Raw genomic sequence first — 22,685 nt, 5'->3', positions numbered from 1 at the left:
AAGCCCGGCGCTTACGCACCGGGCGGAAAGTAAAAAGACCTTTGGGTGGCTCGGGCGAACTCTCACATCAGCACGATGAGCAACCTGAAAACGTGACTAGTGTAAGCTAAAGGGGATGAGTGTCAATATGAGACTTACTGATATTGTTTAAGAAATCGGTATATCGCATTTTGCCGCCGAGCAGCGGCATCGACACGAAGAGCGACAGGTAGAATATGACAGAAATCTCAAAACTGACCGAACTGCGTAAACTGATGCAGAGCATGGAACGGACGCTGGGCCTGGAACAGCTGTCTCCGGTTGAGCGTGACATTTATTACGCCGCCGAAGAGCTGTCCAAATCCGACGACGAAGTGCGCACATTCGGTTTGATTGAACACACGCTGGTTCAAAGCGTTTCGCGCCCGACATTCTTTCGTGCGCTGAAATCATTGGTACAGAAAGGCTATCTGTCGCAAAGCGGTACCGCCAACCGGGGCCGGTATATCGTTCATGCACCCAAGTAATGCCTTCTTCCTGCGTACAGGTGGCTGATCAACGTGCGCAGGTGGGCTACTGACACGCTCTTTGCCTCATCGGCTTATGTCGTCGCATCGTACCTCACTTTTGAGGTCCTGATGCCGCTTCAGAACGTGTTTTTTCCGGAATACCCCAGTCGGGCCAGTCTTTTGTTTCTTCCGCACGGGGTGCGGGTTCTATCGGCGTGGCTGTTAGGATGGCGGGCGATATTCGCCTTGTTGCCCGGCGTTTTCCTGGTTTTTGCCGTTCTCGGCGGCAGCGACGTGTTTCTGCCAAGCCGACTGATGGCGATGTTCATTGCCGTCACCACCGTTCCTGCGGTGTTCTATCTATTTAAGTGGGCAGGTTGGGATCTGTTTCCCCACGCTGATCGCAAACCTTGCTGGTCATGCGTCATGGGGGTTGGGATCGTCACCTCTTTCCTTGTCTCGGGGTTGACCAATCTGGCTTTTGGCAGCGCGCGCGTCGAATATGTCGCCTTTCTGATCGGTGATATCTCAGGTCTGTTTTTCCTGATGCTGGGGCTATATTTTGCCTTTCGGCTTGCGGACAGGCGCCACTAACCGATTAGCGCACGACGAAGCAGATTCACCCCTGCGACCAGCAAAACCAGCAACGTTACTTTTCGAAACAACGCCTGATCGATTCGTGATTGCAACTGCAAGCCCGCCCACATACCAAACAGTGCCGGCAGGACCAAAGCAACCGAGAACGGTGCCGTCTCGACTCGCAAAATGCCCGACGCTATATGCGCCAGCAACAATGCCACTGATCCCAGTCCGTATATCACGCCTTGCACGCGCATCTGCACTGCCTTCGGTGTGTTCAGTGCAGTCAGATAGGCGACGGTTGGCGGCCCCCAGATGCCGGACATCCCTCCGATAAACCCGGCAATCGCGCCTATGCCCACCTCGACACGTGCCGATGGTTTGCTCAGGGTCAACTGCATTCCCAGCACTTGAAACAGCGCGAAAACCGTAACCGGAAGGCCAATCATCAACAGAAACGTGGACGCGGGCACGGCGCTGACAACTTGGGCCCCCAACAGCAGGAACACAAAACCTACCATCAAGAAGGTACGGAACTGCTTGATCGCGGACACGGCGGCGGGCACCCCCTCGCGCAGGGCCTGAAACACGTTGGTTACCAGCGTTGGCAAGATCAACCCGGCGATCGCCAGATCGGGCGGCAAGAACATACTCAGCCCCGACACCAGAACCATCGGCATGGCAAATCCAACCATGCCCTTAACCCACCCCGCAACAAAAGCAAGGGCGGCGGCCAGCATCAAGTCATACGGACTGAGTAAGGAAAACAATGTCATGCGCCCGTGATAACACTCTTGGCGCGCGCTGCATCGCAAAATCGGCAAAGCAATTTTCGAACTTTTTCACTGCTTAATTCGTATTTTTGTTGCGCTGCACGTGCAGCATGGTATGACCAGACGACTCTAAAGAAGGACGTGATTCATGGCCCATGACGGACAGGATATGACCCAGATGACGACATCCGCGATTTTGCCCGACCTTCTGACGCTGACCCGCGCGGCCCTGCCTGCCGTTGAAGCAGTTTTTGAACGCGCCCGCGAGTCGGTCCGCGGGATAGTCACCGCTGAAGGCCGGGTCTCTGGCGCGCTGATTGAAGCCAATCAAACCGCCGCCCACGGCCTTTCGTGGCTGGCGACGTACAACCAATCACTACAACAGATGCAACGCTGGGCCGAAGCCCTGGATGCAGATGGCAAATTTGGCGAAATGGAACAGCTGTTGCATCAGATCGCCTTTGGTGAGTACCTGCATCAGGTCGCAGGTGGCATCCCGATGAACCAGGGAGAGGTCGTGCGTCTGCAAGATATGGGCCTTGGCTGGGACGCCCTGTCCGGTTTCCAATGCACCGAAGTCCAGACGCTGATGGCTCAGGCCAACACACAGGCCGCCCGCACACAACTGGTTGGTCTGATGGGTGATCAGGCCGGTTCCACCATGTTCGGCGCCTCGGGTCTGGATGAAGAACTGGAAATGATCCGCGACCAATTCCGCCGCTATGCACAGGAAAAGGTCGAACCGAACGCCCATGACTGGCACCTCAAGGACCAGCTGATCCCGATCGAAATCATTGAAGAACTGGCCGAAATGGGCGTCTTCGGCCTGACCATCCCCGAGGAATTCGGCGGCTTCGGCCTGTCCAAAGCCTCGATGTGCGTGGTGTCCGAGGAACTGTCGCGCGGGTACATCGGTGTGGGTTCACTGGGCACCCGGTCCGAGATCGCGGCCGAACTGATCATCGCGGGTGGCACCGACGAGCAAAAAGCCAACTGGCTGCCGAAACTGGCCAGCGCCGAAATTTTGCCGACAGCTGTATTCACGGAACCCAATACCGGTTCCGACTTGGGCAGCCTGCGCACGCGTGCCGTCAAAAACGCGGATGGTGACTATGAGATCACCGGCAACAAGACCTGGATCACCCACGCGGCCCGAACCCATGTGATGACCCTGCTGGCGCGGACCAATCCGGACACTACCGATCACCGCGGCCTGTCCATGTTCCTGGCTGAAAAAACACCCGGCACGGACGAGAACCCCTTCCCCACCCCCGGCATGACCGGTGGCGAGATCGAAGTGCTGGGCTATCGCGGCATGAAAGAATATGAGCTGGGTTTTGACGGTTTCCATGTGAAAGGTGAAAACCTTCTGGGTGGCGAAGAGGGCAAAGGCTTCAAACAGTTGATGGAAACCTTCGAGTCGGCCCGTATCCAGACCGCAGCCCGCGCCATCGGCGTGGCACAAAGTGCGCTGGATATCGCCATGCAATACGCGCAGGACCGCAAGCAATTCGGCAAATCGCTGATCAACTTCCCCCGTGTCTCGGGCAAGCTGGCGATGATGGCGGTTGAGATCATGATCGCGCGGCAGCTGACCTATTTCTCGGCCTGGGAAAAGGATCACGGCCAACGCTGCGATCTTGAGGCTGGTATGGCCAAACTGTTGGGCGCTCGCGTGGCCTGGGCGGCTGCGGACAACGGTTTGCAAATCCATGGCGGCAACGGCTTTGCGCTGGAATACAAGATCAGCCGCGTTCTGTGCGACGCACGTATTCTGAATATTTTCGAAGGGGCTGCCGAAATTCAGGCTCAGGTTATCGCACGACGACTGCTGAGCTGACGGTTTTCGGTATTCCCGTTTCCCCAACTGACCCGGCCCTGGCGCCGGGTCTTTTTCTGTTCGGGGCAGGTTGTGATCCGCTGATGGCGAACTTCCCCTTTGATCTCAGGTACGAACCTGGTTAGAGCATCCTGCGCTCAAGAAAGAATGGCACGAAGAATGACCAGACGACTTTTCGCATTGTGTGCGGTTCTAGCCGCAATCGCCCTTGGCGGATGCGCCACCAAGCAACCGACCGTCGGCCAAAGCGATATTGACGATCTCGCGATGGCCATCCAGGCCCTTGGCCCCGAGGTCGATCGGGCCGAGGCAAACAAAGCCGCCACGATTGCTTACTCTTATTCCCAGCAATTGAAGCAGGAATGGAACGTCACAGACTCAGCCATCATCCACAACGCCAAGGTCATCAACGGCTTTCGCGAGTTTGGGCTGTGCAATGATTGGGCTCAGGCCATGACCACACGCCTGAAGCAAGAGAATTTCCGCACGCTGGACCTGCACTGGGCGACTTCCCCGCCGACGGCGTTTCGGATCATCCACCACTCGGCTCTGATCAGTGCCAAGGGGGATTCGATGTATGACGGGATCATCCTTGACCCTTGGCGCGCCAGCGGCGCATTGACATGGGCGCCTGTCCGGGAAGATACCAAGTATAACTGGCGCCCTCGTCTGGAGGTCCGTGAAGAATTGATTAGCGGCGAGATCCCCTACTGACGTCGGTTCCGTCCACTCAAAGGTTGCGCTAAGACCATCCCATGACCCGCCTGATCCTGACCCTACCCCTGCTGGCCCTTTTCCAATGCGACAAAGACGAAACCGTCGCTGCCTACGGCGCGGCAGATCAAACATGGGCGTTGCAGGAAATCAACGGACAACCCTTTGAGACCAGCGCCCTGTTGCGCTTTCCCGAGCAAGGCAAGATCGCTGGAAATGCCCCTTGCAACAGCTATAGCGGTACTCTGAACGCGCCATATCCGTGGTTTGAGATCGCAGACCTGACTGCGACCCGCGCCGCCTGTGCCGGGCTTGAGGCTGAAGGGTTCTACTTCGCAGCCCTTATGGCCATGACCCAGTCCGAGGTCTCAGGTGATGTATTGATCCTGCGAAATGAAGACGGGCACGAGATGGTGTTTACAGCCGTCGAGTAAACTGATCCACAAATCGTGCCCGCGCCTCTGGCAACGGGTGGTGCCCCAGCGACGGGGCCACGCGGTGTTCCAGAAAATACCCGGTCGTTTGCAAACCCGCTGTGATCTCTGCGTCCGGCGCAGCGCCTTCTCCGCGCAGGCAAGGCGGCAGAGGTAACAGCTTATCCGCCCATTCCCCTGCCGCTTCGCCGCTGACCGCTCGGCCGGATTTGGGCGAGACATAAACAAGCCCCTCACGTGCGCCCGTCACGGCGCATACGGACAAATCAAGCCCGAACCCAAGCTCTTCCAACATGGCCAGTTCCCACCGTAGATAAGCCAGCGGCCAGATTTCATCCTGGCCCAGCAAATCCATCAGCTGTTCCGTCTGATTGTAGACGGCAGGGTGCGGCTCTCGTTCCGGCAGACAAAAGGACAACAAGGAGACAACAGCGTTTAACCCGGCCAGCGCCAAGCGCCCCGAAAACGCCGCCGCCGCGCGGGATCGCAGGGGTTCAACCTGAAACGTTCCGATATGTTCCTCAAGTCGCGCGCGCCACAGAACGTCCAACTGCGCCCCCGGTTGCAGGATCGGCGCGGTCTTGCGGCTGGCGCCCCCGCGCACAACCCCAGCATGGCGACCGTGGCCTTCGGTAAAAACCTCAATGATCGCCGCCGATTCGCCGTGGCGGCGCGAGGTCAGAAGGATGCCGTGATCACGCCAATCCAAAGTGGGCTCCTGATGGGTATAGAACTTCCCGGCCACAAGACCGCAACAACCGATCATGCGCAAGATATATGCCGGTTCCGCTGCACTTTTGTAAAAGTCCCCAGACCTTCCGACAAATGCTATGATCAACGGCACCGGCGCGCTGCTGGGGCAGGTTCATTGATTGATTTGAACGGGATACGCCCCGAGAACAGACAGGAGTACACCATGAAAACACCTTTTTTCACCTCACCTTCCGACTACCCTGAACCCCTGAACGTTCTTGGCGACAAAATCACTGTGCTAGCACGTCTTGAACAGATCGGGGATTATGCAGTCACGCTCAATTACGGTCACGAAGGCAATGGCCCACCGCCCCACACGCACCCTTGGGATGAGACTTTTTTTGTGGTGAAAGGCGAGGTCGAATTTGTCATGGACGGGGAAACCAGAAGCGCCCCCGCCGGTACGCTGGTTCATTTCCCGGCCGGGACAGTACACAGTTTCAAGTTTGGCCCCGGGGGCGCACATCTGCTTGAGATAAGCGGCAGGGGTTCGCGCGCCATCGAGATGTTCACGGACCTTGATCGTGAAGCACCAGGCCCCGTTCAGGACGGTGCCAAAATTGCCGAGGTATTGCGCAAAACCGGGGTGGAACTGGCTGGATAAGAGTGGTTTCTTTGCGCGTCAATCGACAATTGTCTGTGCGGTATCAATACCTCCGATTTTGACGCAACAATTAGATTCAGAAGTATGCCGTGATCGCACTAGGCCAATCCCGGTCCCCCATGGCTCCAGGTTTTCGGAGGATAGTCGCAGGTCGGGTAGTCTAGAGGGAAAAACTGAACCAGAAGGGCAATTAGAACCTTACTCTGAATGCAAAGCCGACCAATGGTGCCGTTTCGTAATTCTGGCGACTGAGTTCCGAACCATTTGCATCGTCCAACGTCAAACGGCCATCCAACTCAGCCCCTGCAAAGACATTCAACGAAACGCCAGGATTGGGACTGTAACCTAACGCCAGCACAACAGGGATGCTTTTGTCTTCACCCACCCCATCCGGAGCCAAGCCATCTCCATCCAATCGAAACCGTATTCTCTCGGAGCGAGCCGAAAGCGACAGGTTCATTTCGTTATTTAGCGCGTAGCTGAGCGTGAGTCCTGGACCTTGCGTAGCACCAATCCCTGAGCCTGTGTTCAAGTTCCAGCGGTCGTTTATATCCCAATCCACCAACAAGGCTGGGAAGAAATCGATATCGTCATCCTCCAACTGCGAAAACACGCCTAATGCAGGGCCGATGGTAAGACGCTCACTTAGCTTCCATGCAATACCCGCAAAAGCTCCATAGGTACGTCCGTCCGAGGCAGTAGCGCCGCTTTGATAGTCCCATCTGATCTGTGGCGATATAAAGGCGGTGGCTGTATTTCCAACTCGAAACCGCACTGGCAAGGAAACGCGAATGTCTCGGATATCTTCCCAAGGCTGGTTATTTGCTTCGCTAAAGTTGTAATCGAACCTACCGAAGCTAGCCGACACCCCAACGGAGTTCCCTCCGTCCATGTTATAAAGCGCGGTGGTTCGCACAAAAGCACGGCTTGCCGAGAACTCTCCACCTCCACTCAAACTCGCATCGCCCTGAAAAGCAGCAAGCCCGTCAAGTTGATAGATCCAACCCAATCTGGGCTGCGCCGCTGCGGAAGTCGCTGTGCAAACCAAGAGCAAAAAGGGAAGACGGCAGGCTAACAAGAAGGTTTTCATAAATTCCAAACTCTTAGGAAGGGGGCACAATTCCAGATAGTATTTCAGTGTGCAGGGTGTAACGCAAAATAGAAATAGATTGTTAGACTTTGTCCGCCAGACCAAGCTGCAGTTAATCCAGCCCTTCTTCTCCAAGAAGATGCCGCCCCTGCCGGTCTTCTACCTCGATCACCCAAAGATCGGGGTCAAAGCTGCGCTGGCGTCGGATGGCTTCATCCACGTCCATTTCCGCACCGCTGGAGAGTTCAACCCATTTGCGCTCGCCGCTCATCAGATCAAAGCTGCGTTGGAAGGCCACGGCCCGCCCGTCCAGAGTGTTCAGCTTAACCAGCACAGCGCCGGCCGTGTCGTCCCCGTGGGCCACTACATAGGCCGGGATGTCCTGAAACCGCAGCCTTGCCAGATAGGCGTGGACCCAGAAATCAGCCGTCAGACGCGTCATGCGTTGCCGTCTTTGAAATCCAGACCCATTTCCGAATATCGCTCGGATTCTTCCAGCCAGTTCGGGCGAACCTTGACCTGCAGGAACAGATGAACCTTGCGGTCGAGGAACTCTTCCAACTCGGCCCGCGCTGCCTGGCTGACGGCCTTGATGGTCTCGCCGCGTTTGCCCAGAACAATACCTTTGTGACCGTCGCGCATGACATAGATGACCTGATCGATCTTGGCAGACCCGTCCTTGCGTTCTTCCCAATTCTCGGTCTCGACGGTCAACTGGTAGGGCAGTTCCTGATGCAGGCGCAGGGTTAGTTTCTCGCGCGTCATCTCGGCGGCGATCATGCGCATCGGCAGATCGGCGATCTGGTCTTCGGGATACAGCCAAGGTCCTTCGGGCAATTCCGCCGCAAGCCACTTGCGCAGGTCTTCCACACCATAGCCACGCTCGGCCGAGATCATGAAGGTTTCGGCAAAAGGATAGCGCGCGTTCAGATCGCTGGTCAGCGCCAGCAGTTTCTCGGACGGAACCTTGTCAATCTTGTTGATGGCCAGCGCGATGGTACGGCCCTGCCCGATCTCTTCCAGACCTTCGAGGATGCGTTCGACCCCTTCGGTGATGCCGCGATGCGCCTCGACCATCAGCACGACGACATCGGCGTCGGCGGCGCCACCCCATGCGGCGGCGACCATGGCGCGATCCAGACGACGTCGGGGTTTGAACAGGCCGGGCGTGTCAACGAATACCAGTTGCGCATCCCCTTCCATCGCCACACCACGAATGCGGGCGCGGGTGGTTTGCACCTTATGCGTCACGATCGAGACCTTAGCCCCGACCATGCGGTTCAGAAGGGTGGATTTGCCTGCGTTGGGCTCTCCGATCAGGGCGATAAATCCGGCGCGTGTGGTCATGTGTGTTGCGATCCTGTTTGCAAGTGCGCACCCCTATAGCAGAAAGCCCCCGCGGGCCAGAGGCATTTGTCGCATTGCGGCCATGCGGTCGGAATGGCATCACCGGATCAAGCCACGCCAATAACAGCCAGGCAATCCTTCTTTTCATGAGGCTGATATGAACCGTCGCGAGTTTCTTTTGGGTAGTGGCGCTGCCACAGGGGCGTTGGGTCTAGGTGGCTTTGGTTTAGCGGCAGGTGCGCAAGAGCTGGTCGTCCAACCCGCCAGCTTTGCCCTGCGCGATCAGGTCACCACCGGTATGGTCAGCCTGTCGCCCGACGCGCCGCCTCCGGTTTTACATGGCAAGCAGGGTGAGGTGATGCGCCTGCCGGTGCGCAACACCCTGCCTGATTATACGGCGATGCATTGGCACGGGCTGCGTATTCCGAATGACATGGACGGGGTGCCTTATCTGACCCAAATGCCGATTGGACCGGGTGAGGTGTTTGACTATGAATTCACGCCTCTGGATGCGGGCACCTATTGGTATCACCCTCATTGCATGACGATGGAACAGATGGCCCATGGCCTGACCGGAGTGCTAGTGATCGCCGAGGCCGCAGATCCCGGTTTTGACAGCGAGCAGGTGATCAACCTGCGTGATTTCCGCCTGAATGATGACGGGTCGTTCCTGCCTGCCTACACCGCGCGCGGGGCCGCAAGGGCGGGAACCTTTGGTAATGTGCAAACGGCGAATTGGCTGGATGGGCCGGTTTATGATCACGTCGCAGGCAGCCTTGTGCGTTTGCGCGTGGTAAACACGGACACAACCCGCATCTACAAGGTGCATCTGAACGGTGCCGAAGCCCGAATTATCGCATGGGACGGTCATCCGGTCGAAGTTGACTTTCCATTGCCCAGTGCCGATGACCCCTTGCTGATTGGACCCGGACAGCGTGTGGATTTTGCTTTGAAAATGCCACTAGGCGAGGGTCAGACTGTCGATCTGATGGCCAAGTTTCCTGGACAGCCGCATCGCTCCATGACCCGCTTGCGTGCAGTTGGTGCGCCCGTCTCGCGCGATCTGCGCGAGCTGCGCCCCCTACCCGTGAACCCCACAACAAAACCGGATCTGGCGAATGCCGAATTGCACGAATTTGTCTTTGGCTGGACACCCGAAGGAGGCGAACCGACCAATGGGTTTTGTGGCTCTCTGGGATATAACTTCTGGTCGATCAACCGAAGGCCTTGGCCGGGGGATGCGGCGAAAGGGGTTGGTCCGTTGGCCACGCTGCAACGAGGTAAAAGTTATGTTTTGCGATTGCGTAACGAGTCACCGAACCTGCATCCGATCCACCTGCATGGGTTGGCTTTTGTACCGATAAAATCGAACCTTCGCCCGTTACCACCATTGCTGACCGACACGATGTTGCTGTTGAAAGATGAGGTGGTCGAGATCGCGTTGGTCGCCGACAACCCGGGCGACTGGGCGTTTCATTGCCACGTGATCGAGCATCAGAAAACCGGGCTAACCGGATATATTCGGGTGGATTGAGATTCAGTTTGACCACACCAATACGGGCGAAAGGGGGCTTGCCCCCTGCCCAAGACCACAATCTACTTAGGTAGGTTTTCCAACAGCGATTTGGCTGCGGCCTGTTCTGCCTGACGTTTTGAACCTGCGGTTGCCTGAGCCTCGGTGCCGTCTTGCAGTCGAGCGGCAATCGTGAAGACGGGGGCGTGATCCGGGCCGCTGCGCTTGATCTCGACATAAGACGGCGGCTTTTGGCCCCGCGCCTGCGCCCATTCCTGCAACGAGGTTTTGGCGTCCCGCGCATCAGCTTCGACCGTGTGGATACGATCGCCCCAAAGCGCCAGAATTACATCCCGCGCCGCTTCGAACCCGGCATCGCGATAGATCCCGGCAATGACCGCCTCCATCGCGTCGCCCAGCAGGGCCTGTTTACGACGGCCGCCAGACATCATTTCCGACCGGCCCAGTTTCAACACCGCGCCCAGGTCGATCTGACGGGCCACGTCGGCGCAGGCCTCTTTGCGGACCAGCGCATTGAAGCGGGGGGCAAGTTGGCCCTCGGATGCCTTCTTGTCGGCCTCAAGCAGAGCCGTCGCCATGACCAAGCCCAGAACGCGATCGCCCAGAAACTCCAGCCGTTGATTGTCGGGTCGGGTCGCCGAAGAGACCGATCCATGAGTCAACGCGCGCACCAGCAGTTCGGGGTCTGCGAACTCATACCCTAATCGCTGCTCAAACGCTTTTATCTCGGCGGAAAGCTTCAATTGATCGCCTTGAAGAAGCGGTCACCACGCCAGGTCCAGAAGAACAGCATCGACCGACCCGCGGACGAGAACATGATCCGATCAGCACGACCAATCAGGTTTTCATAAGGAACATACCCCACGCCCCCGGCGGATTGTGGCAAGCGGCTGTCGCTGGAATTGTCGCGGTTGTCACCCATGAAGAAATAGTGGCCTTCAGGCACAGTATAAATGCCGGTATTGTCCGAACCCTGATTGGTGATGTTCAGCACGTCGTAAGAGACCCCGTTGGGCAAGGTTTCGATCAGACGGCTCTTTTCGCAGACACCGCCAATGCCGACAGGCCCGTTCTCGCAGCGCGGGCGCAGGCCTTGCGGGCCTTGAGGTTCGGCGATTTCGGTAAAGACGCCATCGGGTTGTTGCGGCACTGGTGTGCCGTTCAAGATGATCTGCCCCTCACGGACCTGAACGCGATCCCCCGGCAGGCCGATCAGCCGCTTGATATAGTCGCGCCCGGTGACGGGATGACGGAAAACGATGACGTCGCCGCGCTCGGGCTCACCACCCCAAATGCGCGTGTTGTCACCTTTCATCCAACCGCAAATATTTTCCGCATCGACGTTCAAGCCGACGCTGGGAATAATCAGGCTTGGGCAAGAAGCATAAGAATAGCCATAGGCCATTTTATTGACGAACAGGAAGTCCCCGATCAGCAACGTCTGTTTCATCGAGCCGGAGGGAATCCAGAACGGCTGAAAGAACAGGGTACGGAAAACGCCCGCGATCAATAGGGCATAGACGATGGTTTTGATCGTCTCCCACACGGGATTTCCGGTTTTGACGTCCTCGGCCATACTGCTCTCCGGTCCTTTGGTTGTTGGGGTGCTACATGCGGGGCCGACGGGGGCAAGTCAAGGCTGCGTGGCGTTATCTTGAAGTGGTCGGGCCTCGATCACCACGAAGGCCTGTGCCCAAGGGTGGTCGTCTGTCAGAGTGACATGGATGATGGCTTCATGGCCCTCGGGCGTCATCTCTTTCAGACGTTCGGCGGCCCAACCGGTGACATGCATGACAGGTTGGCCTGTACGCAGGTTAGTGACCGCCATATCCTTCCACGCGATACCCATGCGCAGGCCGGTACCCAGCGCCTTGGAACATGCCTCTTTCGCGGCCCAGCGTTTGGCATAGGTCCCGGCCGTATCGGCGCGGCGCTCGGCCTTAGTCTGTTCAGTATCGGTGAAAACACGATTGCGGAACCGGTCGCCAAACCGGTCGAGCGTACCCTGAATGCGTTCGATATTTGCGAGGTCTGTGCCGATGCCAAGGATCACATCAGACCTCCAGAACCACGGTGCCCAGTTTGTCACCGGCTTCAACCATTTGGTGGGCTGCCGCTGCGTTGGCTAAATGCCCGCCTGGCACTACCGCATGGTTCAATGCCCCCTGCTTCAACCATTCACTCAGTTGACCTTCGCCCCTGCGCCGTGCAACAGCATCCAGTTGATAAACAATCAACATATGCAAGCGGATGTTCTTGAACATGAAACCGTAGAAATCGAGCTCTGGTCGCATTTGCGACACGGAAGAATAACTTGCGATGGTACCACCCGGCCGGATTAGTGCCAGAGACGCATCCTGATTTGCCGCAAAGTCCACTTCGACAATACGATCAACGCCCGCGCCGTCTGTCATATCCAATACAGTCTCAGCCACGTTTTGGGTGCGGTAATTCACAAGTTCCTTTGCACCAGAGTGCACTGCTTTTTCCTGCGTACTGATCGTGGTGATAACCCGAGCCCCGCCAAGAGCGGCCATTTGGCAGGCGTAACGCCCCACAGTACCCGCCCCGCCGGTCACCAGTATAGTTTTGTCAGTGATCGGCCCGTCAGCATACAAGGCATACCATGCGGTCATTGCCGGAATCCCAAAACACGCACCTTCGGCGAAACTGGTAATGTCAGGAAGAGTAACGGCCTGCTCTGACGGTAAAGCGATATACTCAGCAGCGGTTCCGAACGCGCGTTGCCACTGGCCATTCCAGATCCAGACCCTTTCACCAACCCGGGACGGATCGACACCTGAGCCAACGGACACAATTACTCCGGCACCATCCGAATGTGGAATGACAAGCGGGTGCTGCATGACCGCCCCGGGCCGCGCACCACCACGCAACTTAACATCCGACGGATTGATTCCGGTGGCTTTGATCTGAACCACAACTTCACCCTGTCCAGCCACCGGATCGGGTATATCTATCAGTTCAAGCACGTCCTCTGCCGGGCCAAAGTTACGATATGCAATTGCTTTCATTACATTACCCCACCTTCCGACCTTGGTTACACAACACGATCACCCCCGCGCTTCATCCATCAACCGGCGCATTTCGGCAATCGCAGGGGTGAGGCCGCGGAAGATCGACTCACCGATCAGAAAGTGACCGATGTTCAACTCGCGCACCTCGGGGAACGCGGCGATGGGTTGCACCGTGTCGTAGGTCAGGCCGTGGCCCGCGTGAACCTCCAGTCCCAGCGAGTGGGCATAGGCGGACATCTCGCGCAGTGATTCTATTTCGCGCGTAGCCTCGTCCATGCGGCCCTCGGCGTGGGCGTCGCAATAGGCGCCGGTATGCAGTTCGATCACTTCGGCACCGATGCGGTGGGCCGCTTCGATCTGGCGCTGGTCGGCTGCAATAAAGATCGACACGCGACACCCCGCCTTGCGCAAAGGGGCGATGTAATGGGCCAGCTTGTTTTCCTCGCGCGCAACCTCAAGCCCGCCTTCGGTGGTCCGCTCTTCGCGTTTTTCGGGAACGATGCAAACCGCGTGCGGTTTGTGGCGCAGGGCGATCTGCTGCATTTCGGGCGTGGCGGCCATTTCAAAATTCAACGGCACCGACAGAACCTCCATCAGCCCATCGATATCAGCGTCCGAGATATGGCGGCGGTCTTCGCGTAGGTGAGCAGTGATGCCGTCGGCACCGGCCTCTTCGGCCAGCTTGGCCGCGCGCAAAGGGTCAGGATAAGCTCCGCCACGTGCGTTACGCACGGTGGCCACGTGGTCGATATTCACGCCCAGACGCAGGTGTTTGTCAGACATCGCTTGATTCCTTTCCCGAATTCCGGCCCGAGCCTAGAGGGTTTGCCACCGGAACGGCAGCCTTGGTTTCGGCCAAACGCTTGATTTCATCGAATTTCGCCTTGATCCGGGCGCGGCGGCGCTGCTGATAAGTGCGTACCACCGGCAGGCTGAGATAGTAGCAGATATATCCGGCAATCAGCCCGGGGAAGATGCCACCAATCAAGTAGGGAAAGAAAACCTCATCATAAAACACACTTAGCCCGCGCCAATCGGCATCGCGGCCCGTGAACATCGCCATGAAGTTGTTCTTCAGGTCACTCAACGCCTTGAAGAAGCTGTCCATCAAGCCGTGGGTTTCTTCCTCTTCAAAGTCGTCACCCAAAAGGAAATGGCCCGTTTGTAGGCAGACGACCCCGATGGGCACATAAGTCAGAGGGTTGCCAAAGAAGGTACCGCTGAGCGATGCCAGCAAATTGCCATTGAAAATCCGGCTGAGCAGGGCCGCGATAAAGAAATGGAACCCATAAAACGGCGTGAACGCCGTGAACACGCCCACCCCGACCCCGCGCGCGATACGCTCAGGTGAATCAGGCAGCCGCCGGATGCGGTGTTTGACGTAATGGAAGGCACGGGTCCAGCCGCCGCGCGGATAGATGAATTCCGAAGCGATCTGAATGGGCGAGCGTCGGTCTCGGCGCTTGAAAACCACTCCTGATCACCCCTTCTCAGCCTGCCGCAACTGCGGTTTTTTCACGATTCCGATGCCGCTCGACCGCAGCAACGTCGCTTTCAGCCTCAAGCATCAACATCAGCGAATGCAACTGTTCAAGGTCACGCAGTTCGACAGAGATCAAAAGACGGTAAAAATCCGGTTTGCGGTCAACGAATTCCAGGTTCGAGATATTGGCCTTTTTCTCACCGATCAACGTACAGATACGCCCCAACACCCCAGCGTCATTGCCGATGGTCAGGTCCAGCGTCACCCCATAAACAGCCGGGTGTGTGCCCGAATGCCAGTGCAAGTCGACCCATCGATCCGGTTCGCTTTCATAGTCGGACAAGCGGTCGCAATCGATGGCATGAACCACCACGCCCTTTCCGCGAAAAGTGATGCCGACGATGCGTTCGCCCGGCAACGGCTGGCAACAGGGCGCGCGGTCGAATTTCTGCCCAGGCTCCAGACCAATCACAGCACGACGAGGGGAAATGGCGTCGCCATCGTCTTGGGTCAGCTCCGGGTAAACGGCGCTGACCACGTCATGTGCTGTTAGCTCAGCGCTGCCGAGGCGGGCCAGCAGCTCGTGCCGGTCTTTCAGACGCAGGTGCTTAGCTGCGGTGTCCAGCGCCTTGTCGGTGGCCTTGCGCCCGACATGATCAAATCCCGAACGCGCCAGTTCTTTGCCCAGTTTGATGAACCGTTCACGATCCACCTCGCGCAGGGCGCGGCGGATGGCGGTGCGAGCCTTGCCGGTAACTGCGATCTCAAGCCAAGTGACCTGTGGGGTTTGCCCATCCGCAGTGATGACGTCCACCGATTGCCCGTTCTTGATCCGGGTCCACAGCGGCACGCGGATTCCGTCCACTTTGGCCCCGACGCATGCATGGCCGATCCGTGTGTGGATGGCATAGGCAAAATCAATCGGCGTCGCGCCGCGCGGCAGTTTCACCACATCACCCTTGGGCGTGAAGCAGAACACCTGGTCCGAATACATCTCAAGCTTGACGGCTTCGAGGAAATCTTCGTGATCATCCTCGCTGTCGAACTGTTCGGTCAGATTGGCAATCCACTTGGCGGGATCGACTGCAAACGGGTTTTCCGAACGCACACCATCGCGATACGACCAGTGCGCCGCAACACCGGTTTCGGCCACGTCATGCATCTGACGGGTGCGAATCTGAACCTCGACCCGTTTACCATCACGCCCTGACACCGTCGTGTGAATCGAGCGATATCCGTTCGATTTCGGCTGGCTGATGTAGTCCTTGAACCTTCCCGGCACCGCGCGCCAGCGCTGGTGGATAGCGCCAAGGGTACGGTAACAGTCTTCTTCGGTCTGGGTGATGATGCGGAAGCCATAGATGTCGGACAGGCGTGAAAATCCCTGATCCTTTTCCTGCATCTTGCGCCAGATCGAGTAAGGTTTTTTGGCACGGCCAAACACTTCTGCCTCGATCCCGGCCTTTTCAAGCTCGTGCCGCATATCGCCGGTGATGCGGTGGATCACATCACCAGTTTCCCGTTGCAGAGTAATAAAGCGGCGGATGATAGATTGGCGGCCTTCAGGGTTCAGCACTCGGAAGGCGAGGTCTTCCAGTTCCTCGCGCATCCACTGCATACCCATCCGTCCCGCAAGTGGCGCGTAGATATCCATCGTCTCGCGCGCCTTGACCACCTGCTTTTCCGGACGCATCGCTTTGATGGTGCGCATGTTGTGCAAACGGTCGGCAAGCTTGACCAGAATAACCCGCAGGTCCTTGGACATGGCCATGAACAGCTTGCGGAAGTTTTCCGCCTGTTTGGTCTCACGGCTGGACAGCTGCAGATTGGTCAGCTTGGTGACGCCATCGACCAGCTTGGCGACCTCATCCCCGAACAGCTCGGACACTTTGCCATAGCTGGCCTTGGTATCCTCGATCGTGTCGTGCAGCAGCGCTGTGATAATTGTCGCATCGTCCAGACGCTGTTCGGTCAGGATGGCGGCAACGGCAACGGGATGGGTGAAATAGGGTTCGCCGGAATGGCGGAACTGACCGTCATGCATCTGCATCCCGAACTCATAAGCCCGGGCGATGCGGTCGGCATTGGTTTTAGGATTATAGTTGCGGACCAGCGCAATCAGGTCTTCAGCAGAAATCATCCGGTCCGCACCTTCGTGTTTGGGGGTTACCCCTGGCCTTGAGCCTCCATCAGAGCGCGCAGCAGCTTCTCTTCCGACATGTCATCCTCGACCGGTTTGTCCGATTCCGCACCCATCAGCAGAGCCATCTGATCTTCTTCTGGCTCATCCACCTCGATCTGGGTCTGGTTGGCTTCGATCAGACGCTCGCGCAGCTCGTCGGCACCTTGGGTTTCGTCCGCGATCTCGCGCAGCGACACAACAGGGTTCTTGTCGTTGTCACGGTCGACGGTGATCGATGCACCGGCGGAAATCTCGCGCGCACGATGGGCGGCAAGCATCACCAGTTCAAACCGGTTTGGAACCTTGTCTACGCAATCTTCAACCGTCACGCGGGCCATGGGGCGCTCTCCGTTACTGAATCCATGTCAGGAAGACGTTTATCTAAGGGCGAATCCCCGCCTTGACAAGCAGGAAATGGTGTCAATTGCACCATTCACAGAGGGGTTACAGCCTCGACATCCTCGGTAGGCAGACTTGCGACCATCTCGGTGACGGTGCGACCAAGCACCGGGTGCCGCCAATCAGGGGCTACATCCGCCATCGGAACCAACACGAATGCCCGGTCCTGCAGGCGCGGATGTGGCAAGATCAATTGCTCGGGCGCCTGCTGTTTCTGCGCCTCGGGCGGCAGGTTAAGCCAATGGTCGTATTCAGCACGATCCGGCAGTATAAGATCGTCATAAGAGACCAGATCCAGATCCAATGTCCGCATGCCCCACCGTTGCACCCGCTCGCGGCCAAATTCGTGTTCGACCTCATGCAGTAATTGCAGAACCTCGGCCGGGGTCTTTTCAGTCTCGATCAATGCAGCGGCATTGACGTAATCCGGCCCAGCTCCGGCAGGGAAACAAGGGGTCTCGAAAAAGCGGCTGACGGCGCGAATCACCACCCCCTGACGCAAAATCGCGTCAATAGCCCTTTGGAGTGTCAGCTTGGGCCCAGATGATCTCAAATTGAGATTCGCACCCAGTGCAATTACTGATTCTGACAAAGATTTGCTCCTACTACTCGCTATATTCGGTGAATTGCATGGTTGCGATACATGATAAAAGCCCTAATTATAGGCATATCAGCGCGCCGCCTATTTTCTAGCTCACTCACCTAATCATCCGGCGTTCTGGTTAGTACCGGAAGGATCTATTTATGTTTTATAAAGACGAACGGCTAGCGCTGTTCATCGACGGCTCGAATCTTTATGCGGCCGCAAAAGCACTGGGGTTTGACATCGACTATAAATTGCTGCGCCAGGAGTTCATGCGCCGCGGCAAGATGCTTCGTGCTTTCTACTACACAGCGCTATTGGAAAATGACGAGTATTCGCCGATCCGTCCCTTGGTTGACTGGCTGCATTACAACGGCTTCACGATGGTGACCAAACCGGCAAAAGAATACACCGACAGCATGGGGCGTCGGAAAGTCAAAGGGAACATGGACATCGAATTGACCGTTGATGCCATGGAACTTGCACCGCGCGTTGATCATATCGTGCTGTTTTCGGGCGATGGGGATTTCCGCCCGCTGATTGCCAGCCTTCAGCGCCAAGGCGTGCGTGTTTCGGTTGTTTCGACCATCCGCAGCCAGCCGCCGATGATTTCGGACGAGCTACGTCGCCAGGCCGACAATTTCATCGAACTGGAAGACTTGCGCGATGTGATCGGGCGGCCTCCGCGGGAAATGCCGATGGAGCCGCGCAGCGTTGCGGCTGCAGGCGGGCAATAAGCCCCGGCCACCTATCAAACCGGGGAAAGTAATCGGCGCGGTCAGTGTCTCAATCCTGACCGCGCCATTTTTAACAATTAACAGGTGCTGAAACATCTATTGGCTAGCACCGATTCATGTCAGGGAAATGACAAGCTCCTGTCTGGACCAAGGCCGGGAAAAGACTTACCTGTGGCCTAAGGAGACCGTGACATGACTAAGCCACCCCTGACTCTTTACCTTGCTGCCCCGCGCGGATTCTGCGCCGGTGTCGACCGCGCCATCAAGATCGTCGAGATGGCGCTGCAGAAATGGGGCGCGCCGGTCTATGTGCGCCACGAGATCGTGCATAACAAATTCGTCGTCGACGGATTGCGCGCGCAGGGTGCCGTGTTCGTCGAAGAACTGGACGAATGCCCCAACGACCGTCCGGTAATCTTCTCAGCCCACGGTGTGCCAAAATCCGTCCCCGCGACCGCGGCACAGCGCGAGATGATCTATGTCGACGCAACCTGCCCGCTGGTGTCCAAGGTCCATGTCGAGGCCCAGCGCCACGCCGAGTCCGGGTTGCAAATGATCATGATCGGTCACAAAGGCCATCCCGAAACCGTCGGCACCATGGGTCAGCTGCCCGAGGGTGAGGTTCTGCTGGTAGAAACCGTCGAGGATGTGGCCACCGTACAGGTGCGCGATCCGGGCAAACTGGCTTTTGTCACCCAGACCACCCTGTCGGTGGATGACACCAAGGACATCATCGCCGCGCTAGAACAACGGTTCCCGGCCATCGTTGGACCGCACAAGGAAGACATTTGCTACGCCACCACCAACCGGCAAGAGGCCGTCAAGGCCGTAGCCCCGAAATCGGATGCCTTGCTGGTTGTCGGCGCGCCGAATTCCTCGAATTCGCGCCGCCTGGTTGAGGTCGCCTCGCGCGCGGGCTGCAATTACGCACAGCTGGTGCAACGCGCGACCGAGATCGACTGGCGCTCGCTTGAAGGTATCTCGTCGGTTGCGATTACCGCCGGGGCGTCGGCTCCAGAAGTGCTGGTCAACGAAGTGATCGACGCCTTCCGCGCCCACTATGACGTGACCGTCGAGCTGGTCGAAACCGCCACGGAAAACGTCGAGTTCAAAGTGCCCCGCGTTCTGAGAGAACCTGCATGAGGGGCATACCAACGGCCCCGCTTTTTCTTGGACTGGCGGGGCTGATCCCGTTTATCTGGGGCGCGCTGACATATCTTAACGATGATCTGCATAGTTGGGGTACGCAGATGTTTGGCTCGCGTTTCGTCGGGCCCTATGTACAGCTTTTCTATGGCTCGGTGATCCTGAGCTTTATGTCCGGCGTTTTGTGGGGATTCGCCACCAAAACCTCGGGCGGCAAGGCGGCGACATGTTATGCCCTGTCGGTTCTACCCGCGCTATGGGCGTTCTTTAAAACCGGGGGCGGTCCTGTCAGCACCGGCACCAATCTGATGTACGGTTTTGCCGGGTTATTGGTATTGGATGCCATCTTTGCCTATTGGCGGTTGACCCCAACCTGGTGGCTGCGGTTGCGAGTCATGTTGACCGCCGTCGTGTTGGTCTGCCTCGCCGTAGGAGTATACCTGTGACCGACGATAAAACGATCAACGCCTATACGACACGGGTGGCGGAGTACCTGCAAATCCCCCTGCCCCCGGAACAGATCGAGGCCCGCCTGGCCTTTACCGAGGCCGTTGGCAGTGGCCACATTCTGGATCTGGGTTCGGGCCCGGGATCAGACAGCGCCTTTTTCATGCGCGAGGGTCTGACCGTCCGCGCACTGGACGCAACCCCTGCCTTCGTCGAACACGCGCGGGAAAATGGTGTAGACGCGCATCTGGGCACGTTTGACGATGTGACCGAGGTGGACGCCTATGACGGCATCTATGCCAGCTTTTCCCTGCTGCACGCCCCCCGCGCAGATTTCTCGCGCCACCTGGCGGCCATTCACCGGGCACTGAAGCCCGAGGGCATCTTTTTTCTCGGCCTGAAGCTGGGCACGGGCGAACACCGCGACGATCTGGATCGCTACTACACCTACTTCTCACAGACCGAGATCGAGGCTGCGCTGGAACAAACCGGGTTCACCATCGACCGGATCACCACCGGTATGGGAACAGGTCTGGCCGGGTCTTATGACGGGTTCATTCTGGTGCTAGCCCATGCCTGAACTGTTTGCCTATACCGACGGAGCCTGTTCCGGCAATCCCGGACCCGGCGGCTGGGGCGTGTTATTGCGCGCAATGGATGGCGACAAAGTCCTGAAAGAGCGCGAGTTGAAGGGCGGAGAGGCCGAGACCACCAACAACCGCATGGAACTGCTAGCCGCGATCAATGCGCTAGAGGCGCTGGAACGCGCCTCGAAAATCACCGTCATAACCGACAGTGCCTATGTAAAGAATGGCGTGACGGGGTGGATTTTCGGATGGAAGCGGAACGGCTGGAAGACCTCGAACAAAAAACCGGTCAAGAATGTCGATCTGTGGCAGCGGTTGGATGAGGCCCAGACCCGGCATGATGTGACCTGGGAATGGGTCAAGGGTCACGCGGGCCATCCCGAAAATGAAAAAGCCGATGAGCTGGCCCGCGCCGGCATGGCACCGTTCAAGCCCCAAAAGGCCAAATCGTGAACGGTCTGGCCCTGCTGGACTATGCCTCGGTTCTTGTCTTTGCCCTGACCGGTGCCTTGGTGGCCAGCCGAGCGCAGCTGGATTTGGTGGGCTTTGCCTTCATCGCCTGCCTGACGGCAGTAGGCGGTGGCACTGTGCGCGACGTTCTTTTGAACCGGCATCCGGTATTCTGGATTGGGCAACCCGACTATATCCTGATCGCCGTAGCCGCAGCGGTGCTGGTGTTTTTCACCGCACACCTCGTTGAAAGCCGTTATAACTGGCTGATCTGGCTGGACAGTTTTGCCCTGTCTATTGCGGTCGCGGCTGGAACAGGTGCGGCGCTGTCGCTAGGACAATCCGGAACCATCGTGGTTCTAATGGGGGTTTGCACCGGTTGTCTGGGCGGGCTGATGCGCGATGTGGTTTGCAACGAGGTACCGCTGGTTTTGAAACAGGGGGAACTCTACGTCTCATGCGCTTTCGCGGGTGCTGTGACCGCCGTGATCGCACACCGTCTTGGGGTCGACGAGCTTGTGACGCTGGCGACCTGCGCACTGATCTGCTGGGCCTTGCGGGCGGGGTCATTGCTGTTCGGCTGGAGACTGCCCGCTTACAAAAGCCGCCCGCCCCGCCATTAACGCGACAACAACCGCGCGCCAATTTCCTTGACGAATTTCGCCGCCACCATTGCGGTCATTCCGTGGGGATCGCGATGGGGGTTCAACTCGACGATATCCGCACCAACAAGCTGACCTTCGAACCGGTGGATCAGATTGATCACCTCACGCGTACTCAACCCGCCGGGTTCATGATGCGACACACCGGGCGCAAAAGCCGGGTCCAGCGCGTCCAGATCCAGCGACAAATAGACCGGCCCGTCAAAACGGATATCCAGATCAGGGCGCCAGTTGCGCATGTCGATGACCTCGACCCCGAACTTGTCGGCCTGTTCCTGCTGGTGTTTGTTCATGGTGCGGATGCCCACCTGCACAAGACGATTGATCTGACAGGTTTCCATCACCCGCGCGAACGGGCAACCGTGGCCCAAAGGGCCGATCTGCTGGCTGTCATACAAGTCAGGATGCGAGTCGATATGCAGGATGTTCAGCCCCTCATACCGCTCAGAATGCGCCTTGATCAGCGGATAAGCAACCGAGTGGTCCCCGCCCAGTGACAACAGCCGCGCACCGGTTGCGATGCGGGCGGCAGCGCCCTTTTCGATCCGGTCGATGGGTTCCTGCCCGATCATCTCGAACACCTCCAGGTCGCCGGTATCCTTGAAGCGGTCCGTCGCGCCCAGATCGGTGCCATCCTCGGCTGTCAGATTGGCGGCCCCGGAATGCAACGCTTCGCGGATACGACCCGGTGCAAAGGCAGGTCCTTGCAGAAAAGACGAATGCAAATCCAGCGGCACTCCCATCAGAGCGACGTCACCAGAATTCAGGTTATGTGGCATGAGGCACCTTTCAGGTTGGATATTCCGGCGATCTGGCTG

28 protein-coding genes are annotated in these 22,685 nt (G+C 57.8%); 13 read left to right on the top strand and 15 right to left on the bottom strand.

The annotated features are described in order from the left end of the window. Nucleotides 1-215 precede the first annotated feature (215 nt). Nucleotides 216-506 (top strand): hypothetical protein, encoded by a 291-nt coding sequence (locus ACR0B8_RS09510; RefSeq protein ID WP_170350384.1) that lies wholly within the window; start codon nt 216-218, stop codon nt 504-506. 111 nt (nt 507-617) lie between these two features. Further along, nucleotides 618-1,082 (top strand): hypothetical protein, encoded by a 465-nt coding sequence (locus ACR0B8_RS09505; protein WP_217356018.1) that lies wholly within the window; start codon nt 618-620, stop codon nt 1,080-1,082. On the opposite strand, the gene ACR0B8_RS09500 is transcribed toward ACR0B8_RS09505, so the two are convergent. Then, nucleotides 1,079-1,843, bottom strand: a complete 765-nt coding sequence (locus ACR0B8_RS09500) for a sulfite exporter TauE/SafE family protein (RefSeq protein WP_170360052.1) — start codon at nt 1,841-1,843, stop codon at nt 1,079-1,081. The two genes, ACR0B8_RS09505 and ACR0B8_RS09500, sit on opposite strands and share 4 nt — an antisense overlap. Nucleotides 1,844-1,988: 145 nt before the next feature. Here ACR0B8_RS09500 and ACR0B8_RS09495 point away from each other — a divergent pair, with 145 nt between their 5' ends. The 3 genes from ACR0B8_RS09495 to ACR0B8_RS09485 all read left to right on the top strand — a co-directional run bounded on the left by ACR0B8_RS09495 (nt 1,989) and on the right by ACR0B8_RS09485 (nt 4,828). Then, nucleotides 1,989-3,680, top strand: a complete 1,692-nt coding sequence (locus tag ACR0B8_RS09495) for an acyl-CoA dehydrogenase family protein (protein ID WP_226688922.1) — start codon at nt 1,989-1,991, stop codon at nt 3,678-3,680. Between the two features lie 159 nt (nt 3,681-3,839). Then, the gene (locus tag ACR0B8_RS09490; protein ID WP_226688921.1) at nt 3,840-4,394 is read left to right on the top strand and encodes a hypothetical protein; all 555 of its coding nucleotides are present in this window, start codon (nt 3,840-3,842) and stop codon (nt 4,392-4,394) included. A 41-nt stretch (nt 4,395-4,435) separates the two neighbouring features. Next, nucleotides 4,436-4,828 (top strand): META domain-containing protein, encoded by a 393-nt coding sequence (locus tag ACR0B8_RS09485; RefSeq protein WP_170360046.1) that lies wholly within the window; start codon nt 4,436-4,438, stop codon nt 4,826-4,828. Here ACR0B8_RS09485 and recO read toward each other — a convergent pair. Then, nucleotides 4,812-5,537: a DNA repair protein RecO gene (gene recO, locus ACR0B8_RS09480; RefSeq protein ID WP_480658319.1), complete on the bottom strand. Its 726-nt coding sequence runs from the start codon at nt 5,535-5,537 to the stop codon at nt 4,812-4,814. The genes ACR0B8_RS09485 and recO overlap by 17 nt on opposite strands. Before the next feature lie 207 nt (nt 5,538-5,744). Between recO and ACR0B8_RS09475 the strand changes: the two genes are divergently transcribed. Then, nucleotides 5,745-6,185 (top strand): cupin domain-containing protein, encoded by a 441-nt coding sequence (locus tag ACR0B8_RS09475; RefSeq protein ID WP_170533403.1) that lies wholly within the window; start codon nt 5,745-5,747, stop codon nt 6,183-6,185. A 190-nt stretch (nt 6,186-6,375) separates the two neighbouring features. On the opposite strand, the gene ACR0B8_RS09470 is transcribed toward ACR0B8_RS09475, so the two are convergent. From ACR0B8_RS09470 to era, 3 genes are all read right to left on the bottom strand, one after another. Further along, a complete protein-coding gene (locus ACR0B8_RS09470) occupies nt 6,376-7,275 on the bottom strand; it encodes a TonB-dependent receptor (protein WP_170377550.1) in 900 nt (299 codons plus the stop codon). 112 nt (nt 7,276-7,387) lie between these two features. After that, a complete protein-coding gene (locus ACR0B8_RS09465) occupies nt 7,388-7,717 on the bottom strand; it encodes a DUF1491 family protein (RefSeq protein ID WP_170350375.1) in 330 nt (109 codons plus the stop codon). Continuing rightward, nucleotides 7,714-8,622 carry a GTPase Era gene (gene era / locus ACR0B8_RS09460; RefSeq protein WP_170360038.1) on the bottom strand — a complete coding sequence of 303 codons (909 nt, stop codon included), beginning with the start codon at nt 8,620-8,622 and terminating at the stop codon, nt 7,714-7,716. Before era ends, ACR0B8_RS09465 begins: the two co-directional genes overlap by 4 nt. Before the next feature lie 157 nt (nt 8,623-8,779). Here era and ACR0B8_RS09455 point away from each other — a divergent pair, with 157 nt between their 5' ends. Beyond that, nucleotides 8,780-10,156 (top strand): multicopper oxidase family protein, encoded by a 1,377-nt coding sequence (locus ACR0B8_RS09455; RefSeq protein ID WP_226688919.1) that lies wholly within the window; start codon nt 8,780-8,782, stop codon nt 10,154-10,156. A gap of 62 nt (nt 10,157-10,218) precedes the next feature. On the opposite strand, the gene rnc is transcribed toward ACR0B8_RS09455, so the two are convergent. From rnc to folK, 9 genes are all read right to left on the bottom strand, one after another. After that, entirely contained in the window at nt 10,219-10,899 is a 681-nt protein-coding gene (gene rnc, locus ACR0B8_RS09450) for a ribonuclease III (RefSeq protein ID WP_170360034.1), read from the bottom strand. Beyond that, the gene (lepB, locus tag ACR0B8_RS09445; RefSeq protein WP_226688918.1) at nt 10,896-11,732 is read right to left on the bottom strand and encodes a signal peptidase I; all 837 of its coding nucleotides are present in this window, start codon (nt 11,730-11,732) and stop codon (nt 10,896-10,898) included. Before lepB ends, rnc begins: the two co-directional genes overlap by 4 nt. Nucleotides 11,733-11,789: 57 nt before the next feature. Beyond that, entirely contained in the window at nt 11,790-12,209 is a 420-nt protein-coding gene (gene acpS / locus ACR0B8_RS09440) for a holo-ACP synthase (protein ID WP_170350370.1), read from the bottom strand. 1 nt (nt 12,210) lies between these two features. Then, on the bottom strand, nt 12,211-13,188 hold the full coding sequence (locus ACR0B8_RS09435) for an NADPH:quinone reductase (RefSeq protein WP_226688917.1): 978 nt from the start codon (nt 13,186-13,188) through the stop codon (nt 12,211-12,213). Nucleotides 13,189-13,227: 39 nt separating this feature from the next. Next, on the bottom strand, nt 13,228-13,974 hold the full coding sequence (locus tag ACR0B8_RS09430) for a pyridoxine 5'-phosphate synthase (RefSeq protein WP_170360030.1): 747 nt from the start codon (nt 13,972-13,974) through the stop codon (nt 13,228-13,230). Next, complete coding sequence (locus ACR0B8_RS09425; protein WP_170360028.1) at nt 13,967-14,665, bottom strand: DUF2062 domain-containing protein; 699 nt, start codon at nt 14,663-14,665, stop codon at nt 13,967-13,969. The genes ACR0B8_RS09430 and ACR0B8_RS09425 overlap by 8 nt, the downstream gene beginning before the upstream one ends. A gap of 16 nt (nt 14,666-14,681) precedes the next feature. Further along, a complete protein-coding gene (locus ACR0B8_RS09420) occupies nt 14,682-16,814 on the bottom strand; it encodes a RelA/SpoT family protein (protein WP_170360026.1) in 2,133 nt (710 codons plus the stop codon). Between the two features lie 26 nt (nt 16,815-16,840). Beyond that, nucleotides 16,841-17,194 carry a DNA-directed RNA polymerase subunit omega gene (rpoZ, locus tag ACR0B8_RS09415; protein WP_170350365.1) on the bottom strand — a complete coding sequence of 118 codons (354 nt, stop codon included), beginning with the start codon at nt 17,192-17,194 and terminating at the stop codon, nt 16,841-16,843. Between the two features lie 95 nt (nt 17,195-17,289). Next, nucleotides 17,290-17,847 carry a 2-amino-4-hydroxy-6-hydroxymethyldihydropteridine diphosphokinase gene (folK, locus tag ACR0B8_RS09410; RefSeq protein ID WP_217356017.1) on the bottom strand — a complete coding sequence of 186 codons (558 nt, stop codon included), beginning with the start codon at nt 17,845-17,847 and terminating at the stop codon, nt 17,290-17,292. A gap of 152 nt (nt 17,848-17,999) precedes the next feature. On the opposite strand from folK, the gene ACR0B8_RS09405 reads away from it, so the two are divergent. From ACR0B8_RS09405 to ACR0B8_RS09380, 6 genes are all read left to right on the top strand, one after another. Beyond that, nucleotides 18,000-18,575: a LabA-like NYN domain-containing protein gene (locus ACR0B8_RS09405; RefSeq protein ID WP_058283597.1), complete on the top strand. Its 576-nt coding sequence runs from the start codon at nt 18,000-18,002 to the stop codon at nt 18,573-18,575. A 192-nt stretch (nt 18,576-18,767) separates the two neighbouring features. Beyond that, nucleotides 18,768-19,718, top strand: a complete 951-nt coding sequence (gene ispH / locus ACR0B8_RS09400) for a 4-hydroxy-3-methylbut-2-enyl diphosphate reductase (protein ID WP_170360024.1) — start codon at nt 18,768-18,770, stop codon at nt 19,716-19,718. Beyond that, entirely contained in the window at nt 19,715-20,167 is a 453-nt protein-coding gene (locus ACR0B8_RS09395; protein ID WP_170350363.1) for a DUF3429 domain-containing protein, read from the top strand. The genes ispH and ACR0B8_RS09395 overlap by 4 nt, the downstream gene beginning before the upstream one ends. After that, complete coding sequence (locus ACR0B8_RS09390) at nt 20,164-20,748, top strand: class I SAM-dependent DNA methyltransferase (protein ID WP_170360022.1); 585 nt, start codon at nt 20,164-20,166, stop codon at nt 20,746-20,748. Before ACR0B8_RS09395 ends, ACR0B8_RS09390 begins: the two co-directional genes overlap by 4 nt. Continuing rightward, complete coding sequence (rnhA, locus tag ACR0B8_RS09385; protein WP_170360020.1) at nt 20,741-21,208, top strand: ribonuclease HI; 468 nt, start codon at nt 20,741-20,743, stop codon at nt 21,206-21,208. Before ACR0B8_RS09390 ends, rnhA begins: the two co-directional genes overlap by 8 nt. Further along, complete coding sequence (locus tag ACR0B8_RS09380; RefSeq protein ID WP_170350360.1) at nt 21,205-21,828, top strand: trimeric intracellular cation channel family protein; 624 nt, start codon at nt 21,205-21,207, stop codon at nt 21,826-21,828. The genes rnhA and ACR0B8_RS09380 overlap by 4 nt, the downstream gene beginning before the upstream one ends. Here ACR0B8_RS09380 and speB read toward each other — a convergent pair. Next, nucleotides 21,825-22,646, bottom strand: coding sequence for an agmatinase (speB, locus tag ACR0B8_RS09375; RefSeq protein ID WP_226688916.1), 822 nt, complete (start codon nt 22,644-22,646; stop codon nt 21,825-21,827). The two genes, ACR0B8_RS09380 and speB, sit on opposite strands and share 4 nt — an antisense overlap. Nucleotides 22,647-22,685: the final 39 nt, after the last annotated feature.

The organism is Ruegeria sp. BH6 (assembly GCF_056538105.1).
This window is presented reverse-complemented; position numbering and strand designations above follow the sequence as displayed.

Excerpts from the sequence above, each read along its gene's own strand:
- ACR0B8_RS09500 (WP_170360052.1), bottom strand. The coding sequence starts at position 1,843 with ATGACATTGTTTTCCTTACTCAGTCCGTATGACTTGATGCTGGCCGCC.
- ispH (WP_170360024.1), top strand. The coding sequence starts at position 18,768 with ATGACTAAGCCACCCCTGACTCTTTACCTTGCTGCCCCGCGCGGATTC.
- era (WP_170360038.1), bottom strand. The coding sequence starts at position 8,622 with ATGACCACACGCGCCGGATTTATCGCCCTGATCGGAGAGCCCAACGCA.
- ACR0B8_RS09435 (WP_226688917.1), bottom strand. The coding sequence starts at position 13,188 with ATGAAAGCAATTGCATATCGTAACTTTGGCCCGGCAGAGGACGTGCTT.
- rnhA (WP_170360020.1), top strand. The coding sequence starts at position 20,741 with ATGCCTGAACTGTTTGCCTATACCGACGGAGCCTGTTCCGGCAATCCC.
- ACR0B8_RS09495 (WP_226688922.1), top strand. The coding sequence starts at position 1,989 with ATGGCCCATGACGGACAGGATATGACCCAGATGACGACATCCGCGATT.
- ACR0B8_RS09485 (WP_170360046.1), top strand. The coding sequence starts at position 4,436 with ATGACCCGCCTGATCCTGACCCTACCCCTGCTGGCCCTTTTCCAATGC.
- ACR0B8_RS09510 (WP_170350384.1), top strand. The coding sequence starts at position 216 with ATGACAGAAATCTCAAAACTGACCGAACTGCGTAAACTGATGCAGAGC.
- ACR0B8_RS09405 (WP_058283597.1), top strand. The coding sequence starts at position 18,000 with ATGTTTTATAAAGACGAACGGCTAGCGCTGTTCATCGACGGCTCGAAT.
- ACR0B8_RS09505 (WP_217356018.1), top strand. The coding sequence starts at position 618 with ATGCCGCTTCAGAACGTGTTTTTTCCGGAATACCCCAGTCGGGCCAGT.
- ACR0B8_RS09465 (WP_170350375.1), bottom strand. The coding sequence starts at position 7,717 with ATGACGCGTCTGACGGCTGATTTCTGGGTCCACGCCTATCTGGCAAGG.
- ACR0B8_RS09455 (WP_226688919.1), top strand. The coding sequence starts at position 8,780 with ATGAACCGTCGCGAGTTTCTTTTGGGTAGTGGCGCTGCCACAGGGGCG.
- rpoZ (WP_170350365.1), bottom strand. The coding sequence starts at position 17,194 with ATGGCCCGCGTGACGGTTGAAGATTGCGTAGACAAGGTTCCAAACCGG.
- ACR0B8_RS09470 (WP_170377550.1), bottom strand. The coding sequence starts at position 7,275 with ATGAAAACCTTCTTGTTAGCCTGCCGTCTTCCCTTTTTGCTCTTGGTT.
- lepB (WP_226688918.1), bottom strand. The coding sequence starts at position 11,732 with ATGGCCGAGGACGTCAAAACCGGAAATCCCGTGTGGGAGACGATCAAA.
- ACR0B8_RS09420 (WP_170360026.1), bottom strand. The coding sequence starts at position 16,814 with ATGATTTCTGCTGAAGACCTGATTGCGCTGGTCCGCAACTATAATCCT.
- ACR0B8_RS09475 (WP_170533403.1), top strand. The coding sequence starts at position 5,745 with ATGAAAACACCTTTTTTCACCTCACCTTCCGACTACCCTGAACCCCTG.
- ACR0B8_RS09430 (WP_170360030.1), bottom strand. The coding sequence starts at position 13,974 with ATGTCTGACAAACACCTGCGTCTGGGCGTGAATATCGACCACGTGGCC.
- speB (WP_226688916.1), bottom strand. The coding sequence starts at position 22,646 with ATGCCACATAACCTGAATTCTGGTGACGTCGCTCTGATGGGAGTGCCG.
- ACR0B8_RS09395 (WP_170350363.1), top strand. The coding sequence starts at position 19,715 with ATGAGGGGCATACCAACGGCCCCGCTTTTTCTTGGACTGGCGGGGCTG.
- ACR0B8_RS09490 (WP_226688921.1), top strand. The coding sequence starts at position 3,840 with ATGACCAGACGACTTTTCGCATTGTGTGCGGTTCTAGCCGCAATCGCC.